The sequence below is a fragment of the Streptomyces sp. NPDC048514 genome (assembly GCF_043199955.1).
GTDB lineage: Bacteria > Actinomycetota > Actinomycetes > Streptomycetales > Streptomycetaceae > Streptomyces.
The window spans coordinates 31,398-49,414 of the sequence record NZ_JBICWT010000004.1 but is presented as its reverse complement, the minus strand read 5'-3'; the positions used below and the strand labels follow the sequence as shown (position 1 = coordinate 49,414).

At 71.2% G+C, this 18,017-nt stretch carries 13 protein-coding genes and 1 pseudogene; 9 read left to right on the top strand and 5 right to left on the bottom strand.

What is annotated here, in order from left to right:
- The first annotated feature begins 52 nt into the window (after positions 1-52).
- Positions 53-703, top strand: coding sequence for a TetR/AcrR family transcriptional regulator C-terminal domain-containing protein (locus ACGFT2_RS09045; protein ID WP_393275048.1), 651 nt, complete (start codon positions 53-55; stop codon positions 701-703).
- Between the two features lie 36 nt (positions 704-739).
- On the opposite strand, the gene ACGFT2_RS09040 is transcribed toward ACGFT2_RS09045, so the two are convergent.
- Positions 740-1,663: a class I SAM-dependent methyltransferase gene (locus ACGFT2_RS09040; protein ID WP_393275046.1), complete on the bottom strand. Its 924-nt coding sequence runs from the start codon at positions 1,661-1,663 to the stop codon at positions 740-742.
- Positions 1,664-1,815: 152 nt separating this feature from the next.
- Positions 1,816-3,000 carry an acyltransferase family protein gene (locus ACGFT2_RS09035; protein ID WP_393275044.1) on the bottom strand — a complete coding sequence of 395 codons (1,185 nt, stop codon included), beginning with the start codon at positions 2,998-3,000 and terminating at the stop codon, positions 1,816-1,818.
- Positions 3,001-3,292: 292 nt separating this feature from the next.
- Here ACGFT2_RS09035 and ACGFT2_RS09030 point away from each other — a divergent pair, with 292 nt between their 5' ends.
- On the top strand, positions 3,293-4,729 hold the full coding sequence (locus tag ACGFT2_RS09030) for a hypothetical protein (protein WP_393275042.1): 1,437 nt from the start codon (positions 3,293-3,295) through the stop codon (positions 4,727-4,729).
- A complete protein-coding gene (locus ACGFT2_RS09025) occupies positions 4,726-7,041 on the top strand; it encodes a glycosyltransferase (protein WP_393275040.1) in 2,316 nt (771 codons plus the stop codon). The genes ACGFT2_RS09030 and ACGFT2_RS09025 overlap by 4 nt, the downstream gene beginning before the upstream one ends.
- 54 nt (positions 7,042-7,095) lie before the next feature.
- Here ACGFT2_RS09025 and ACGFT2_RS09020 read toward each other — a convergent pair whose 3' ends face one another.
- Positions 7,096-8,430: a polysialyltransferase family glycosyltransferase gene (locus ACGFT2_RS09020; protein ID WP_393275038.1), complete on the bottom strand. Its 1,335-nt coding sequence runs from the start codon at positions 8,428-8,430 to the stop codon at positions 7,096-7,098.
- On the bottom strand, positions 8,427-9,404 hold the full coding sequence (locus ACGFT2_RS09015; RefSeq protein ID WP_393275036.1) for a glycosyltransferase family 2 protein: 978 nt from the start codon (positions 9,402-9,404) through the stop codon (positions 8,427-8,429). The genes ACGFT2_RS09020 and ACGFT2_RS09015 overlap by 4 nt, the downstream gene beginning before the upstream one ends.
- A gap of 198 nt (positions 9,405-9,602) precedes the next feature.
- Between ACGFT2_RS09015 and ACGFT2_RS09010 the strand changes: the two genes are divergently transcribed.
- The 4 genes from ACGFT2_RS09010 to ACGFT2_RS08995 are packed head-to-tail and all read left to right on the top strand — an operon-like array spanning position 9,603 to position 14,349.
- Positions 9,603-10,931, top strand: coding sequence for a DUF6716 putative glycosyltransferase (locus ACGFT2_RS09010; RefSeq protein ID WP_393275034.1), 1,329 nt, complete (start codon positions 9,603-9,605; stop codon positions 10,929-10,931).
- A 23-nt stretch (positions 10,932-10,954) separates the two neighbouring features.
- Positions 10,955-12,199, top strand: coding sequence for a cytidylyltransferase domain-containing protein (locus ACGFT2_RS09005; protein ID WP_393275032.1), 1,245 nt, complete (start codon positions 10,955-10,957; stop codon positions 12,197-12,199).
- 12 nt (positions 12,200-12,211) lie between these two features.
- Complete coding sequence (locus ACGFT2_RS09000; RefSeq protein ID WP_393275030.1) at positions 12,212-13,150, top strand: N-acetylneuraminate synthase family protein; 939 nt, start codon at positions 12,212-12,214, stop codon at positions 13,148-13,150.
- A gap of 50 nt (positions 13,151-13,200) precedes the next feature.
- Positions 13,201-14,349, top strand: coding sequence for a hypothetical protein (locus tag ACGFT2_RS08995; RefSeq protein ID WP_393275028.1), 1,149 nt, complete (start codon positions 13,201-13,203; stop codon positions 14,347-14,349).
- 93 nt (positions 14,350-14,442) lie between these two features.
- Here the strand turns inward: ACGFT2_RS08995 and ACGFT2_RS08990 are convergent.
- A pseudogene (locus tag ACGFT2_RS08990) lies at positions 14,443-15,110 on the bottom strand (class I SAM-dependent methyltransferase).
- A 235-nt stretch (positions 15,111-15,345) separates the two neighbouring features.
- Here ACGFT2_RS08990 and ACGFT2_RS08985 point away from each other — a divergent pair.
- Both ACGFT2_RS08985 and ACGFT2_RS08980 read left to right on the top strand, forming a co-directional pair.
- The gene (locus ACGFT2_RS08985) at positions 15,346-16,581 is read left to right on the top strand and encodes an amidohydrolase (protein WP_393275026.1); all 1,236 of its coding nucleotides are present in this window, start codon (positions 15,346-15,348) and stop codon (positions 16,579-16,581) included.
- Positions 16,582-16,904: 323 nt separating this feature from the next.
- Positions 16,905-17,960, top strand: coding sequence for a BMP family protein (locus ACGFT2_RS08980; protein ID WP_393275024.1), 1,056 nt, complete (start codon positions 16,905-16,907; stop codon positions 17,958-17,960).
- The last annotated feature ends 57 nt before the right edge of the window (positions 17,961-18,017 follow it).

The window sequence follows — 18,017 nt, the reverse complement described above, 5'->3', positions numbered from 1 at the left end:
TGTTAAGTTCCGTGCTGACGAGAGTGCCCTTAACGCTGTTAAGCTGTCAAGGGTGGAGACGGAGAGACGAGCACCCCTGGACCGCAAGCGGGTCGCGGACACCGCGCTGCGGCTGCTGAACGAGGTCGGCCTGGACGGGCTCACCCTGCGCGCCATCGCGAAGGAACTGGACGTCAAGGCGCCCGCGCTGTACTGGCACTTCAAGGACAAGCAGGCGCTGCTGGACGAGATGGCGACGGAGATGTACCGGCGGATGGTCGCCGGCACCGCGCTCGATCCCGCGGACACCTGGCGGGAGCGGCTGCTGAAGGCCAATCGCGGGCTGCGGGCCGCGCTGCTCGGCTACCGCGACGGCGCCAAGGTCTACAGCGGCTCACGGTTCACGGGCACGGCACACGCCCGCGAGATGGAGGAGCATCTGAGGGTCCTCACCGCCACCGGTCTCACCCTGGCCCAGGCGGTCAACGCGGCCCGGACCGGCACGATGTTCACCATCGGCTTCGTCACGGAGGAACAGGGCGTCCTGCCCCTGCCGGGCGAGCGCCGGCAGGGGTACGAGATCGAGGAACGTGCCCGGAGGCTGGCCGACTTCCCGCTCACCGCCGAGGCCGGGAAGGTGCTCTTCGACGACTACGACCAGCAGTTCGAGGAGGGCCTGGCGCTGGTGATCGCCGGCATCGAGGCGCGGTACGGGATCGGCTGAGCGGCCGGCGCGCCGCCGCCCCTCGGCCGTGGGTGTTCAGCCCCTGGCGGTGCGTGCCTTGCGTATCGCCCTGGTGACGACCGGCGGCAGCAGGTCGACGGCGATCCGGCGCGCCCGCCGGCCGGGCCGGGGCGCGGGGCGGGCCGGTGGTGCCACGGGCGCCGGTGCCGGGCTCGCGGGCGGCTCCGGGGCGGGCTCCTCGGCGTACCTGGAGAGCGGGAACTCCGGCGCCGGCATCCCCTTGGACTTCAGGCGGACGATCCGGTCCCCGGCGGCCTCCTGGACGCTCAGGTGGCAGTCGGACCGTTCGCGCACCATGGTCATCAGCTCCTCACGGACCGGCTCCGGGTCACCCCAGGTGCCGTAGAGCTTCTGGGTGCTCAGGCAGACGGGGCGCAGGCCGCGGTTGAGCACGGCCTCCCAGGTGGCTATGGACACGCCGGGCGTGTGCTCGGAGCGGAAGTCGTCCAGCACCACGATGCCGTCGGGCAGCAGCAGCTCCCGCGCCGCCCCTATGTCGGCGTGCACGTGCTCGTACAGATGCGAGCCGTCGATGTGCACGAACCGGCAGGAGCGGGGCTCGATCTCGGCGGGCACCAGGGAGCTGGGCCCCTGGAGCACGCGGGGGAGTGCCTCGTGGAAGGCGCGGTAGTTGTCCTCGAAGCGGCGCCGGGTCAGCGCGCGGTAGGACTTGGCGGACTCGGCCCGGTTGGCGTCGTCCGGGGCGTCGCCCTCGAACAGGTCGCACACGGTGTACTTCTCGTCCGGTTGCAGATGGCGGCCGGTGAAGATCGCGCTCTTGCCCATGTAGACCCCGATCTCCAGCAGGTCGCCGTGCGTGCCGGCGGCCTCCTGCCTGCTCAGGAACCAGTCGAAGAGCAGCTGGTCGAGCACCGGGAACCAGCCCGGGACGTCGTCCAGGCGATGGGGCGGTCGTGTCGCTTCCTGGATGGTGGCCATGCGGCGGAGGCACTCCCTCGGTACGGCAGTCGGTGATCCCTGCGGAAAGCCTGTGCTGTGGGGGCAAGGGCACTACGGTGCCTGCCCCGATGGCCTGTTCGAAACCCAAGGCGAGATGAACGGCAGCCCAACTTCCGGCCGGCCCCGCAGGCTCAGCCGGACGTCCCGCCGTCTTTCGCCACGGTGAACCCGGCGGGAACCCCCGGTGTACGCGACCTCTTCAGCGACCTCTTCAGCCGGGGGCCGAAGGGCTTCTCCACGAACCGGTGGATCAGCCGGGCCAGCAGCAGCATGCCGAACACGGTCAGGGCGAGCGTCGGCCACGGCGGCAGCCCGAGACCCCGGTGCAGCACCCGGATGACGAACCAGCCCAGGTGCTCGTGGACCAGATAGAACGGGTACGTCAGCGCACCGGCCGTGACCAGCCAGGACCAGTTCGCTCGCCCCGTCCAGCCCAGGGCGACGGCGGCGACCGCGGCGAAGGCGAGGGTGACGATCGCCGTGATGACCCACGGGTCGCGGTGGAAGTCGCCCTGGGCGCCGGCGTGCCACAGACCGCGCGTGGCGTTGCTCTGCCCGAGCAGCCAGGACACCGCGACGATGCCCCACAGCAGCAGGTCGCCGCCGAAGCGGTGGATCAGGTAGAGCGCCAGACCGCCGACGAAGAACGGGGCGTAGTCCGGCATGATCAGCTGGTCCGTCAGCGTGTTGCCGTTCGTGCGGCACACCACCGCCGCCAGCGTCCAAACGCAGCAGAACAGCACGACGCCGCGGTAGGTGACGCCACGCAGGACGACGAACAGGGCGAACAGGGCGTAGAAGCGCACCTCGACCCAGAGCGTCCAGCACACGCCCAGCACGCGGGCCGCGCCCATGGGCTGTTGCAGCATCGTCAGGTTGACCAGGAACTCGTCGGGGCGGACCGGGTGGACGACCACCGGGAGGACGACGGCCGCCGCGGTGACCAGCACCAGGGCGACCCAGTAGGCGGGGTAGAGGCGGGCGACCCGGGACCGGAAGAAGTCGCCGAGGGTGCGGCCCCAACTGCTCATGCAGATGACGAAACCGCTGATGACGAAGAAGAACTGCACGCCCAGGCAGCCGTAGGTGGCCGCCCTGGACAGGGTCGGGAAGACCTCGGCCGGGGTCTGGTGCCAGGACCCGGAGACCGGGCCGCCGCGGCCGGCGTAGTGGTAGAGGCAGACCATCAGGGCGGCCACGAGCCGCAGGCCGTCCAGGGCGAGCAGCCGGCCCCGGCGGGCGGGGAGGGGAGCGGAGGCCGTCCCGGAAACGGGGGGAGCGGGATCGGCGGCGAGAGTGAGGGGGGAAGGAGCCATGGTGCTCGGCGCCTACCCGAAGAGCAGCTGATCATCTCGGATTCTTTTGTGAAGGTCCCCGATATGAGGGGGCCGCACCACCGGCACCTGGGCGAATCACGGAAATGACTTGGTTGACAGTCCAACCATTCGCTCACCTGTCCGAGTTCGTTAACCCGCCCGTCGTTTTACCTTCCTAGTTTCTCCATCCACCCCCACGTTTCGGCAAACGCATGGCAGCCGGCCGTAAAGGCCGTATTCGCCTGGCAAAAACAGGAGAGCTATGACAAGGGTCCAGAATCGGCGGACGCCTGTGCGTGGAGGAGAGCTGGACGACTGCCTGCGTGACTGTGCCGTGCACAGCGGCAAACTCGTCGGCAGCCTCGACCGCCGCCGCGCGGAACTGGCCGAGCAACTGCGCAAACTGCTCGTGGTGGTCAGCACCACCGGCGTCACCGCCCCCGTGCCCGCCCCGCCCGGTGGCGCGACCGCCCTGCTCAAGCGGGCCGTCAAAGGCGCCCCCACGCCGCCCGGCGGCATCGGCGACGACCTCCTGGACGCCCTGCTCGCCGTCGCCAGCAAGGCCCTTGAGTGCGGCTACGACGACGAGCTGCGCCTCGCCCTGCAGATCAGCGACACCGTCCTCGTCCAGCGCAAGAACTCCCGGGCCGGCTGGCGGCTGCGCGCCCGCGTCCTGGAGGCGCTCGGCGAGGAGCGCGAGGCCGTCGAGGCCTACGCGCGCTACCTGGAGCTGACCACGCAGGACGGCTTCGGCGTCGCCGCCCGGATCGCCGGCCTGCACCGGGCCGCCGAGCGCGAGCGTGAACTGCTGGACCTGCTGCGGCACCGGTGCCCGCGCGCCGCGGAGTTCGCCGCCGGCCCCGCCACCGACGTATGGGCCGAGGGCCTCGCCCTGCACGCCCTCGGCGACTGGGACGCGGCCGAGCCCCGGCTGGTCGGCGCCCTGCTCGCCCTGGCCGCCGACGAGGCCCCGGTCGCCGACCGGCAGGATCTGCTCAGCCAGTACCTGGACCTGCTCACCGGCGTCCCCGGCGCGGACCCCGCCGCGCTCGGCGAGGCCGTCGCCCTCTACGCCGAGCAGCGCCGCGTCCGCATGCGCGGCCCGGTCGCCGACCCGACCTTCGGCGGAGTGCACTGGATCGGCCTCGGCGAGTTCCGCAACCGGATCGCGGGCAAGTCCGTCTGCCTGATCGCCAACTCGGGCCGGGTGGGCGAGAGCGCGATGGGCGGCGAGATCGATGGCTACGACCTCGTCGTGCGCTTCAACTCCTTCCGCATCGACCCGAAGCACACCGGCGGCCGCACCGACATCCACGCCACGATCCACAAGCACGGCTTCAACTGGGACGAGCCGGTGACCACCCGGCTCGTCTTCGGCGGCGTCAGCGGCGACTGGAAGCACAGCCTGCGCACCCGCCTGGTGCCCGGCGCCCAGCGATACCTCGGCGACGAGTCGCTGCGCTGGCCCGTCCGCAACATCGGGCGGCTCGGGAGCGACGTCTGGTCCGGCATCCCCACCACCGGCTTCAACATGCTGTGGCTGCTGGACTTCCTGGACGTCAGCCCGAAGCTCGACCTGATCGGCTTCGACTTCTACGAGAGCGGCGCCTACCGGGTGCCCGAGGCGATGAAGCTCGCCATCACCTCCGTGCACGAGTACACCAGCGAGAAGGCATGGGTCATGGACCGGGCCCAGAGCGTGACCGACATGAGGATATCCCTGCGATGACCACCACCCTGAGCCCGGCCGTGCCGGACACCTCCGCGCACGCGCTGACCGGCAAGCGGCGCATCGCCTTCGCCTCGTTCGTGGACGAGAACTACCTGCCCGGCTTCCTCGCCCTGCTGCGCAGCCTCGCCCTGTCCAACCCGGGCGTCTGCGAGGACTTCGTCGTCCTGCACGACGACCTGAGACCCTCCTCCGTCGCCCGCATCCGCGCCCTGCACCCCAGGATCGTGCTGCGCCGGGTCGACGCCGGCCACTACGACTCCTACGTCAAGGGCGACCAGGACAACTACCTGGTGCGCAAGGCCTACTTCATCCTCGACGTCTTCAAGCTCCGCGACTACGACACGGTCATCACCCTGGACACCGACATGGTCGTCCTCGGTGACCTGGGCGAACTGCTCAGGCTGCGCGAGGGGCTCGCGGCCGTCCCGCAGTTCTTCTACGGGCGGCACAAGCTGAACTCCGGGCTGCTGGTCATCCAGCGCGAGTACCTGTCCGACGCGTTCTGCGCGAAGATCGACCAGGCCGGGCGCACCGGCGCCTACGAGCTGGACAAGCACGACCAGGGCATCCTCAACGCCGTCCTGGACGGTGACTTCGTGCGGCTGGACGCCCGCTACAACTTCGTCAAGCGGCGGCTCTCCGGCGACCTCCCGGTCCCGGACGACACGGCGATCCTGCACTTCACCGGCCGGCACAAGCCCTGGCAGGGCGGGGAGGCCGGATACGCGCGGGCCGAGGAGCGCTGGCGCGACTTCGAGCTGGACGAGGCGGACTTCCACGCGGCCTACCTGGCCAAGGGCGGCCACCACCACGACCTGCTGGTGCACTACGGCACGCCGCACGTGCGGCGCACCGGTGACGTCGAGGCCGCCCGCAAGGTCGCCGCCGCGCACATCGCGGCCGGCGAGTACCAGGACGCCGTCGACATCCTGAGCGGTGTCCGCATCCCGCTGGACGAGGCCTGGCCGCACGAGATCCTCGGGCACGCCCTGCAGAGCGTCTCCCGCTACGAGGAGGCCAGGACCCAGCTGCTGATGGCCACCGCCGCTCCCAACCGGGCCGCCACCGCCTACGCCCGCCTCGCCCAGACGGCCTGGGTGCACGGCGACGACGCCGAGGCCCTGCGGTACGCCACGGCCGGCCTCTCCGTCGACCCCACCCACCGCTCCAGCCGGCTGTGGGCCCAGCGCGCCGCCGCCGTGCCGGCCCAGGAGCAGGGCGCCGCCGAGGACCAGCTCGCCCACGTCGCCTTCTACATGGACCGGCAGGGCAACGCGGGCGACAAACTGCTGCCCGAGACCGTCCGGCTCGCCTTCGGTGCCGACACCTCCTCCCGGCGCTGGCACTCCGTCCACGCCCACCGGCTGTTCGACAAGGCGGCCGTGGAGCGGGTCAACGCCCGCCGCGGCCTCGTCATCGGCGGCGGGGGACTGTTCATCCCGGACACCATGCCCAACGGCAACAGCGCCTGGCAGTGGAACGTCCCGGACGAGCACCTGAACGCCATCGACGTGCCGATCATGGTGTTCGCGGTCGGCTTCAACGCCTTCGACGGGCAGTCGTACCGGGCCCGGCGGTTCAACGAGAGCCTACGGCTGCTGGTGGAGAGGTCCGCCTTCTTCGGCCTGCGCAACCACGGCTCCATCGCCAGGGTCCGCTCCCTCATCCCGCCGGAGCTGCACGACAAGGTCGTCTTCCAGCCCTGCCCTACCACGGTCATGCGGCAGCTGCTGCCCGGCTGGAGCGACCCGCTGCACCGCGAGGACACGGTGCTGCTGAACGCCGCCTACGACCGCGCGGGCCTGCGCTTCGGCCACGACTACGGCCACTTCCTCGCCGAGCTGGCGAAGGCCGTGCGCGCGATCGGCACCCACACCGAGGTCCGGTGCGCCGCGCACTCACTGGACGACGAGCGGATCGCCTTCGACCTGCGCCGTGAGCACGGGATCTCGCTGCCGGTGATCCCGATGTACGACTTCGGCAACGACACGATCCGCGAGACCTACGCCAGGACCCGGCTGGTCATCGGCATGCGCGGGCACGCCGGCATGATCCCCTTCGGGGTCGGCACGCCCGTCGTCAGCCTGATCTCGCACCCGAAGATGGCGTACTTCCTGCGTGACATCGAGCGCCCGGAGTGGGGCGTCTCCGTCCACGAGAGGCACCTCGGCGCGGTGCTCACCGAGCGGGCGCTGGACATCCTCGACCACCACGGCCGGACCGTGGCCGACGTGCACGACCGGCAGGAACTGCTGTGGAAGGCGACACAGGACAACGCGGCCCGGATCCGGACCGTTCTGGGCCGGTGACGACGGCGGGGCGGGCCCGGTGACCGGGCCCGCCCCGAACGCGGCACAAGACGCTCAGCGGCGCACGACCCGGCGCAGGCCGCGCGCCTTGCGGGCCATCCGGCGGACCGTCGCGTTGCGCGGGATGAACGACAGCTGGGCCGGCACCCCGCCGGGCAGCGCGAGCGAGGTCAGACGCTTGCGCTTGAAGTAGCGCAGGGTCCGCTCGTTCAGGTTCTTCGCGAGATAGGCCTCCGTCTCCCGGCGCAGCCGCGGCAGGATCTTCGGCTGCATCGCGAAGCCCACGGCACGCACCAGGGCGCCCAGCTCGGCCACGTCCATGCCCCGGCGCTGCCCGGCGACGGCGGCCCGGTCGCCCAGCTCCGGCAGAGTCGCGTCGACGAGGGTGACCGGGATGCGGTTGCTGTTCTCGAACGGCGTCAGCCGCTCCAGCAGCAGATCGGTGCCGACCCGGGCGACCGGCAGGCCGTACAGCGCGGAGGCGGTGAGCAGCGCGGTGGAGAAGCAGCCGACGACCAGCGCGGGACGCATCCGCTGGTACAGCACCTCGGCCAGCACCGGCGTGTCCACCACGGTCAGTTCGACCCCGAGCCGCACCGCCTCCTGCTCCAGCGAGCGGGTGAAGCGGGCCGGGGCGGACGGGTGCGGCTTGAACACCACCTCGGTGTGCCCGAGCGCGGCCGCCCCCTCGAGCATCCGCACATGCAGGTCCTCCTCCTGCCCGGGGGAGAGGATGTCGAGCGCGGACAGGTACTGGCCGAGCAGCAGCGCCGGCTCCTCGACCGCCGGCAGGCCGTCGCCGCTCGGCGCGAGTTCGGCGAGCACCTTGGTGAAGGCCGGCGTCGCGACCACCTCGGCGGGCACCTCGAACTCCGTCAGCAGCAGCGGCTCCAGACCGGGCACCAGGTCCAGGTGGAGCACCCGGTCCACCCGGGTGCCGACCAGCGGGTCCATCTTGTTGCGGGTGGGGCCGTAGCTCATCAGGCCGTCGGCGTAGACGGTGACCGGGGCGCCGGTGAAGATCTGCGCGAGGCTGAGCGACGGGTTGACCTGGATGGACTCCACGGCCAGTTCCACGTCCTCGTCGGCCAGTCGCCACTCGTGGCGCAGATAGCGCTCCCAGAGCGGCAGGTCGTCCGGGCGTGGCGCCCAGCCGCCCGGGTGGAACGGGGAGATCGCCGCGTTGTACGACACCACCTCGTCGAACCGGTCGCGCAGCCGCTCGAACCCGGGCATCTCGTCCAGGCCGGGCGTGGTCTCGGGGGTGGTCGCGTTGTTGCAGACCAGCAGGATCCGCCGGTCGGCCGGGCGGAAGCAGCCGGAGTCCAGGGCGGCGGCGAGCGTGGCCGTGCCGTACAGCGTCGACGCCTGGAAGATCTGAGTGGTCACGCGGCGACCCCCGCGGGGGCGGGCCGGCGGCGCAGCCGGCGCAGCTTGGTGGCGCGCAGGAGGTCCATGGAGTCCAGCGCCTCGTCCAGCACGCCCTGCGGCATGCGCCGCAGGGCGCCGGCGCTCAGGGATTTCAGCTTCTTCGCCACCGCCGGCTCGAACCTTTCGATGGATCCCAGATGATGGGAGATGATCGCGCAATAGGTGCGGACGGCCTTCGGCAGCAGCTCGCCGGCGTCCGGGTCCTGGGCGGTTTCCGCGATCACCTGATCGAACGCACGAATGAAGTCGAGCTGCCGCACATCACCGATCTGGGTGAGCGACGAGGCGACTCCGCGCCGGTAGAACACGCCGAGCAGACCGACCGCGGCGAAGGACTCCGCCTCCCGGTGCAGCCGCCAGATCCACGGCCGGTCCTCGGCCGTGCGCAGACCGTCGGTGAAGTGCAGCAGCCCCTTGTCCACCAGCCTCCGGTGGTAGACGCCCGCCCAGGCGAAGGCGTAGTCCACGGAGGTGGACCGGTCGGCGGGCAGGATCGCCGCACGCGGGTTCAGCACCACGTTCCGCCGACCGACGGGCACCCGGTGCACGCTGCGCGCCCGGGCGGTGCACTGCACATGGTCGGTGCGCAGGAAGTCGCAGCCCAGGCCCTCGATGGCCGCGACCAGCTGCGCGTAGTAGCCGGGGGCGAGCCAGTCGTCGCCGTCCAGGAATGTCAGGTACTCGCCGCGCGCCCGGTCGATCCCGGTGTTGCGCGCGGTCGCCAGCCCCCCGTTCTGTTCGTGCCGGACGAGCACCGCGCCCGGCAGCTCGCGCTCCGCGCGCGCGAGGATCTCTGGTGTCCCGTCGCGGGAACAGTCGTCGACGAGAATGAATTCGAAGTCCTCACGCACATTCGCCTGCAGGCTCCTGAGCGTGTCGGGCGCATATTGCTGCACGTTGTAGAACGGCACGATGACGGAGAGCTTGACCACGTCAGGGACGTTAGGGCGAAGCCCGTCATTCGTCTTGACGGCCTGCTTGATACGGGGTGAACGACACGTGGCGAAGCTGTGAACCAGGCCTATTTCCAGTGTGATCACGGGTCGATTCGCCATTCGGCGATGTGCTGTTAACCGTTTGTTGTGCTCGGGTTGGGCGGAACCTCGAAATGGCTTCCTAGCGTCTTGGACGTGCCAGCAAGTGCAACGAAGTCCCTGCGGGTCGCCGTCCTCGCGGACTCCGACACCCGGTGGAAGTGGGGCGCGCTCACCGCGCAGCGTCTCACCCCCGCGGATGCCGAGGTCCGGCTCGACGGCTACCTCCTGCGGGGACGCGCCACCCCGACAGCCCGCCAGCTCCAGGAGGTCGGTGTCCAGGCGGACTCGCTCCGCGAGGTCACCGGCCCGGAGTTCCTCCGCGCGCTGGCCGAGGAGCCGTACGACGTCCTCGTCCTCGCCCTGGTCGGCGGCGGCGTGCAGGCGATGCTGCACGGACTGCGTGCCGCCTGGGGTACGGGCAGGCGTCCCGTCGTGGTCACCGGCTACGTCGGCGTCGTCTACGAGAAGCTCACCGACGGGCTGCTGCTGCGGCACGGCGCGGACCTCGTACTCGCCAACTCCCGGCACGACGCGGACCGCTTCCGGGCCGTGTACGAGGGCGTGGGCGCCGACGCCTCCTCGGTCACCGAGGTCGCGCTGCCCTTCCTCGACGGGCAGCCGTACACCGGCGGACACGAGCCCTACACGGTCGTGTTCGCGGCCCAGCCGTCCGTCCCGGACAACCGCAGGGACCGCGTCTACCTCCTCGACCGCATGATCGAGCACGCCCGCCGGCACCCCGAGCGCGAGGTGCTGCTGAAGCTGCGCTCCAAGCCCGGCGAACACACCACGCACATCGAGGAGCTGCCCTACCAGAAGCTCGTCCAGGGCAAGGACCTGCCGGCCAACTTCCGGCTGGTCTACGGTCACATGGGCGAGGTGCTCGACCGCACCGACCTGCTGGTCACGGTCAGCTCCACGGCCGCCCTGGAGGCCCTGCACCGGCGTGTCCCGACGGTCGTCCTGACCGACCTCGGCGTACGCGAGGTGCTCGGCAACCACCACTTCACCGGCTCCGGGTGCCTCGCCTCCTGGGACCAGCTGGACGCCGGGCACCGCCCGGTGCCGGACGAGGAGTGGGTGGCCCGGCAGGGTGTCGCGGCCGGGGGCAGCGCCTCCGGCGAAGGCGGCTACGCCACCGCGTACGACACCGCCCGCGAACGCATCGCCGAACTGCTGGACCGCTCCGGCGGCCTGCCGCCCCTGAACCCCTACTACACCCCCCGGTCCGCGCCCGGCTACCTGCCCGGAATCCTGGCCCGCCACCACCTCGGCCCCGACGGCGCCCCGCTGCCCGGCGCGCCCACCGCCGACAAGGCGCCCGGCCCCGTCCGCCAGATCGTGCGCCGGGCGGCGCGCGGCGCCTACCGCCACGGCGTGCAGCGGGTCGCTCCGGTGATCCGGCGGATGGGAGAGCTGTGACCTTCGTCCAAGGAGTAGAAGCCATGTCCAACCCGGAAGCGGGCCAAGGCGCTTCGGTGCGCCGGGTGCTCGCGGTGATCCCCGCCCGAGGCGGCTCCAAGGGCGTACCCGCGAAGAACCTCGCGCCGGTGGGCGGCATCCCGCTCGTGGCGCGTGCGGTGCGCGAGTGCCGGGCCACCCGGCTGGTGACCGACGTCGTCGTGTCCACCGACGACCAGGCCATCGCGGCCGCCGCCCGCGAGGCCGGCGCCGAGGTCGTGCTGCGGCCCGCCGCCATCGCCGGAGACACGGCGACCTCGGAGGCCGCGGTCCTGCACGCCATGGACGCGCACGAGGCCCTGCACGGCTCGGCGGTCGACGCGGTGCTGCTCGTGCAGTGCACCAGCCCGTTCATCGCCCGGGAGGACATCGACGGCGTCGCCGCCGCGGTCGTCGAGAACGGCGCCGACACGGCCGTCACCGTCGCCGCCTTCCACGGCTTCGTCTGGCGGGACGGCACCGACGAGATCAACACCCCGGAGACGGCCGGCGGATACGGCGTCAACCACGACAAGTCCTTCCGCCCGCGCCGCCAGGACCGCCCCCAGGACCTGCTGGAGACCGGCGCCGCCTACGCGATGGACGCGGCCGGTTTCCGCGAGCACAACCACCGCTTCTTCGGCCGCACCGAGCTGGTGCGCACCGACCCGGCCCGGGTGCTGGAGATCGACGACCCGCACGACCTGGCCCGGGCCCGGGCCCTCGCGCCCCTCTTCGACGCGGACCGCCCCGGTTCGCTGCCGACCGCCGACGACGTCGACGCGGTCGTACTGGACTTCGACGGCACCCAGACCGACGACCGGGTGCTGATCGACTCCGACGGACGGGAGTTCGTCTCCGTGCACCGCGGGGACGGACTCGGCATCGCGGCGCTGCGCAGGAGCGGCCTGAAGATGCTGATCCTGTCCACGGAACAGAACCCTGTGGTCGCCGCCCGCGCCCGGAAGCTGAAGCTCCCGGTGCTGCACGGCATCGACCGCAAGGACCTCGCCCTCAAACAGTGGTGCGAGGAGCAGGGCATCGCGCCGGAGCGCGTGCTCTACGTCGGCAACGACGTCAACGACCTCCCGTGCTTCGCCCTCGTGGGCTGGCCCGTGGCGGTCGGAAGCGCCCACGACGTCGTACGCGGCGCCGCCCGCGCGGTCACCACCGTCCACGGCGGCGACGGCGCGATCCGAGAGATCGCCAGCTGGATCCTCGGCCCCTCTCTCGACTCCCTCCCCAAGTAAGGACATCCCCCGATGACCACCAACTCCCGTCTGCGCACGTTCGGTTCGCGTGAGGTCGGCCCCGGCCGCCCCGTCTACATCTGCGGCGAGATCGGCATCAACCACAACGGTGAGCTGGAGAACGCCTTCAAGCTGATCGACGTGGCCGCCGAGGCCGGCTGCGACGCCGTGAAGTTCCAGAAGCGCACCCCGGAGATCTGCACCCCGCGCGACCAGTGGGACATCGAGCGCGACACCCCCTGGGGCCGGATGACCTACATCGACTACCGCCACCGGGTGGAGTTCGGCGAGGACGAGTACCGCCAGATCGACGAGTACTGCAAGAGCAGGAACATCGACTGGTTCGCCTCCCCGTGGGACACCGAGGCCGTCGCCTTCCTGGAGAAGTTCGACGTCCCCGCCCACAAGGTGGCCTCCGCCTCCCTCACCGACGACGAGCTGCTGCGCGCCCTGCGCGCCACCGGCCGCTCGGTCATCCTCTCCACCGGCATGTCGACGCCCAAGCAGATCCGCCACGCGGTCGAGGTCCTGGGCAGCGACAACATCCTCATGTGCCACGCCACCTCCACCTACCCGGCGAAGGCCGAGGAGCTGAACCTCCGCGCGATCAACACCCTGGAGAAGGAGTTCCCGAACGTCCCGATCGGCTACTCCGGCCACGAGACCGGCCTGCAGACCACCCTCGCCGCCGTCGCCCTCGGTGCCACCTTCGTCGAGCGCCACATCACCCTCGACCGTGCCATGTGGGGCTCCGACCAGGCCGCCTCCGTGGAGCCGCAGGGCCTCACCCGCCTGGTGCGCGACATCCGCACCATCGAGGCCTCCCTCGGTGACGGCGTCAAGAAGGTCTACGACTCCGAGCTGGGCCCGATGAAGAAGCTGCGCCGCGTGGCCGGCGTCGTCGCCGAGGCGGAGATCGCCGCGGCCGCGGGCGAGCCCGTCTCGGTCTGAGCACCCCGATTGACTGACGGATTGCCCTACGACGGGACGGTCGTACGCCGATGAGCCCCCGCGCCGGTCACGCCGGCCACCCTCCCCGCACGCTCGCCTTCGTGGAGAGCCCGGTCCAGCTGCTGAACGTACTGGAGTGGGCGCATCTGCACCGCCTGCACGGCGCCGTGCCGGACACGGTGCCGTCCGTGCCCGTGCAGATACGGCGGACGGTGGCCGGCGAGAACCCGGCGGCCGGCGCGGAGCTCACCGTCGTCGTCCTGTCCCCGACCGACCCGATGACCCGCGGCCAGCTGCGCCGCATGGCCGACCTGGCGCGGGACGAGGGGTACCGGGTGCGCTGGGAGGAGGCGCGGGGCGGGACGACCGCGCCCTTCCACACGATCGGCGGCCTGGCGGGTCCGCTGCGCCGGGCCGAGCGTGTCGTCATGGGCGACCCCTTCTCCCGCTACGTACAACTGCTGCTGACGATCACCAGGGCCAGGGATCTGGTCGTGGTCGACGACGGCACGGCGACGATGGAGTTCGTCGCCCAGCTGGCCCGGGGCGAGCGCCTGGTCCGCTGGCACCGCAAGGGCGGCCGTCCCGGAGCGCGTGACCTGCTCTTCGCGCCGGTGTCCTCCTCGGCCCGCCGCCGCCTCACCCCGAGCGCCGGCCGCCGGGTCGAGGTGTTCTCCTCCATGCCGGTGACCGAGACGCCCGACGGCGTCACCGTCACCGCCAGCGACTTCGCCTGGACCCGCGCCCGCTTCGGTCCGCCGCGCATCACCAAGGGCGCGGACATGGTCGGTACCTCCCTGGTGGAGACCGGGGTGGTGGACGGCGACCGCTATCTGGGGGCCGTCCGCACCCTGGCCAGGGCGCACGGCGCGACGCGTTACTTCGCGCACCGCCGTGAGAGCGCGGACAAGCTGCACCGCCTGGCCGCGGAGACCGGCCTGGAGATCGTCCGCCCCGACCTGCCCCTGGAACTGATCGCCCGCCGGGGCCCCATCGGCCGCACGATCCTGAGCTTCCCCTCCACGGTCGTCCACACGCTGCCGCTCGCGCTGGCCGGCACCGGGGTGCGGGTGGCGGTCTGCGACATCGACCCCTCGTGGCTGACCGAGAACGCCTCGCCCCGGGCCCAGGGCTTCCTGTCGGGTGTCACGGGCACGGCCAGGGACGTACACCGGCTGGCGGCGGTGGCGCCTGCGTAGGGAGCGGCGAAAAGGGCGGTCGGCGGCTCCCGCACACCGGCCGGGCGCCCTCAGCCCGGCGGTCGGCGGCTCCCGCACACCGGCCGGGCGCCCTCAGCCGGCTTCCAGGGGCCTTCTGGCCAGTACGAACGCCCGGGCGCGCCTCTCCTCCCCGGCCGGCTCCCGGACCGTCGTCGCCACCGGTTCCAGGCCCGCGCCGGTCAGTGCCGCGGTGACCTGTTCGGGCGTACGCCAGTAGTAGTCGAGCGTGATGCCGTGGCCGAAGCGTTCGGCCAGCTGGAGGTGGTCGGGTCCCTCGCCGGCCGCCTGGAAGGCGAGCAGGGCGTGACCGCCCGGGACCAGCGTGCGACGGAACTCCGCGCAGGCCCGTGGCAGGTGATCGTCGGGCACGTGGATGGTCGAGTACAGGGCGAGGATGCCGCCCAGGGTGCCGTCCGGCAGATCCAGGGCCGTCATGGAGCCCAAGTGGAAACGCAGTTGAGGATGGTCTGGCGGGCCAGGGCCACCATGGCGGGGGAGAGGTCGACTCCGACGGCCGGCACCCCCCTCGCGTGGAGCAGCGCGGTGACGTGACCGGGACCGCTGCCGAGGTCGGCCACGGGGCGGGTGCCGTTCGCCGTGACCAGCTCCGCGAAGGCGCCGACCAGGGCGTGGTCCACGGGGTGGGACAGGCCGCTGGGGAAGGCGGCCGTGTACTCCTTGGCGATCGTGTCGTACGAGCCGCGGGTGGTCCGCAGGAAGTCGGGTGTCCAGTCGCTCACGTGCGCGGACACTAGCGGGACGCGAGCCGCTCAGGGGTCCGGTTCCTGGACATGACGAGCGTGACTCCGGCGATGCGTGGTATCCGTGGAAGGAGGAAACAATGGTTTTACCCATCAGAGTCCGCCGCCATGCGTCCGCCGGTCAGATTTTTCTTCCCCTAACGGGCTGAAGTTTTGTTGATCGAGGGGTAGTTGACCAGCCGGGCGTCCTACCCTTCAGAGGGTGAAGCAATTGATGTCCCTAGAGTCCGAGGCCGGCCTCCCGGGGGATGTGCTCCCCGGCGTGCTGAGCGAGTCCCTGCACGCCGAACTCGTCGCTTTCCGTCGCGACTTGCACATGCATCCCGAGCTGGGCAATCAGGAGTTCCGTACGACCGCCGCGATCAAGGAGCGGCTCGAGCTGGCCGGTCTGCGGCCCCGCGTCCTCGCCACCGGAACCGGACTCGTCTGTGACATCGGGCTCGCGGAGGGTGAGCGCCCGGCGGTGCCGGTGCTGGCCCTGCGCGCGGACATCGACGCCCTGCCCATCCCGGACACCAAGACGGACTGCCCCTACCGGTCCACCATCCCGGACCGCGCCCACGCCTGCGGCCACGACGTGCACACCACGATCGTGCTCGGTGCCGGGCTCGTCCTCGCCGACCTGCACGCCAAGGGGCTGCTGTCCCGCCCTGTGCGGCTGGTGTTCCAGCCCGCCGAGGAGGTGCTGCCCGGCGGTGCGCTCGGGGCCATCTCGGACGGGGCGCTGGACGGGGTGGGCCGGATCCTGGCCGTGCACTGCGACCCCAAGGTGGACGTCGGAAAGGTCGGCCTGCGGCACGGCCCCATCACCAGTGCCTGCGACCGGCTGGAGATCGCACTGGACGGGCCCGGCGGGCACACCGCCCGCCCGCACCTGACCACCGACCTGGTCACCGCCGCCGCCCGCGTCGCGCTCGACGTGCCCGCGCTGGTCGCCCGGCGCGTCGACACCCGCGCGGGGCTCGCCGTGACCTGGGGCCGGATCGAGTCCGGCCACGCCCCGAACGTCGTACCGCAGCACGCCGAGCTGTCCGGCACGGTCCGCTGCCTGGACCTGAACGCCTGGCGGGACGCGCCCGACATCGTGCACGCCGCCATCGACGAGGTCGCCACCCTGCACCGCGCCAAGTCGGAGATCAACTACATGCGGGGCGTGCCGCCCGTGGTCAACGACCGGGAGTCCACCGACCTGCTGCGCAGGGCCATGGTCGCCCGGCGCGGCATGCGCTCCGTCGAGAGCACCGAGCAGAGCCTCGGCGGCGAGGACTTCTCCTGGTACCTGGAGGAGGTGCCCGGCGCGATGGCCCGCCTCGGCGTCCGCGCCCCCGGCGACCGCACGGTGCGTGACCTGCACCAGGGCGACTTCGACGCGGACGAGCACGCGATCACGGTCGGCGTGGAGATGTTCACCGCGGCGGCGTTCCTGGAGGCCGACGCGACCGGGGGCTGAGGCGGCCACCACCGGGAACCGGGGAGCGAACGGGCGGCCCCCGCTGCGGGGCGGCCCCCTCCAGCACCTTCCCCTGTCCGGCGCAACACGCTCGTGAGCCATTCGTACGCGGGGCGCAACAGTGGTGTGGGAGGGGTTCGAGGTCGAGTTCAGACGCTGTTTGCCTCGAATCGATAACGGCTTCCCTAGAGGGTTTTTTGCGACATCTACGCGCGTTACGATGCCGCGAAGCCGACGCCAATGGGGGCGTCCCGGCTGGAGCGCTGTCAAGGTGCTCCCATCAAGCGCCGACACGGCGCTCAGGTCAGGTGAAGGAGCCTCCCGTGCGCCGGGTAGCCAAGCTTTCCGCTGCGTGTATCGCCACCGCAGCTCTCGCCATGACTGCCACCGCGTGTGGCAGCACCTCCTCCGACAACGACACCGACTCGTCCTCCTCGGGCGGCGGCAAGGGCATCAAGATCGGCCTCGCCTACGACGTCGGCGGCCGCGGCGACCGTTCCTTCAACGACTCCGCCGCGCGCGGTGCCGACAAGGCCAAGACGGAGTTCGGCGGTTCCATCAAGGAGCTGACCGCCAAGTCCTCGGACACCCCGGCCGACCGCGAGCAGCGCCTCACGGACCTGGCGCAGGCCGGGTACAGCCCGATCATCGCCGTCGGCTACACCTACGCGCCCGCGGTCGACAAGGTCTCCAAGCAGTTCCCGAAGACGTCGTTCGGTCTGATCGACGCCGTGGTGGACGGCAAGAACGTCGACAGCATCACCTTCACCGAGGAGCAGGGCTCCTACCTGGCCGGTGTCGCGGCCGCGCTGAAGACGAAGAAGGACCACGTCGGCTTCATCGGCGGTGTCGACAGCCCGCTGATCAAGAAGTTCGAGGCGGGTTACGTCCAGGGCGTCAAGGACACCAACTCGAAGATCAAGGTCGACACGCAGTACCTGTCGCACGGCTCGGACACCTCCGGCTTCGCCAGCCCCGACAAGGGCAAGCAGGCCGCGCAGGGCATGCTGGACAACGGCGCCGACGTGGTCTACTCGGCGGCCGGCTCCTCCGGCAACGGCGCGATCGAGGCCGTCAACGGCGTCAAGGGTGCCTGGGCCATCGGCGTGGACTCCGACCAGTACAAGATCCCGGGCCTGGCCAAGTACAAGAACTCGGTCCTGACCTCGATGGTCAAGAACGTCGACGTCGGTGTCTACGACTTCGTCAAGTCGGTCCACGAGGGCAAGCCGCTGGCCGGCACCAACACCTACTCGCTCGAGAAGGACGGCGTCTCGCTGTCCACGAGCGGCGGCTTCATCGACGACATCCAGGCCAAGCTGGACGCGGCGAAGAAGAAGATCGTCGACGGCTCGATCAAGGTCAAGTCCACCCCGTGACCTGACGGGTCCCGTCGGACCTGAGGCTCGGCGTGGGGGCGCCTTCCGGAGCTCCCC

Coding starts and splice junctions, on each gene's coding strand:
- ACGFT2_RS08985 (WP_393275026.1), top strand. CDS start 15,346: ATGTCCCTAGAGTCCGAGGCCGGCCTCCCGGGGGATGTGCTCCCCGGC.
- ACGFT2_RS09000 (WP_393275030.1), top strand. CDS start 12,212: ATGACCACCAACTCCCGTCTGCGCACGTTCGGTTCGCGTGAGGTCGGC.
- ACGFT2_RS09040 (WP_393275046.1), bottom strand. CDS start 1,663: ATGGCCACCATCCAGGAAGCGACACGACCGCCCCATCGCCTGGACGAC.
- ACGFT2_RS09005 (WP_393275032.1), top strand. CDS start 10,955: ATGTCCAACCCGGAAGCGGGCCAAGGCGCTTCGGTGCGCCGGGTGCTC.
- ACGFT2_RS09035 (WP_393275044.1), bottom strand. CDS start 3,000: ATGGCTCCTTCCCCCCTCACTCTCGCCGCCGATCCCGCTCCCCCCGTT.
- ACGFT2_RS08995 (WP_393275028.1), top strand. CDS start 13,201: ATGAGCCCCCGCGCCGGTCACGCCGGCCACCCTCCCCGCACGCTCGCC.
- ACGFT2_RS09025 (WP_393275040.1), top strand. CDS start 4,726: ATGACCACCACCCTGAGCCCGGCCGTGCCGGACACCTCCGCGCACGCG.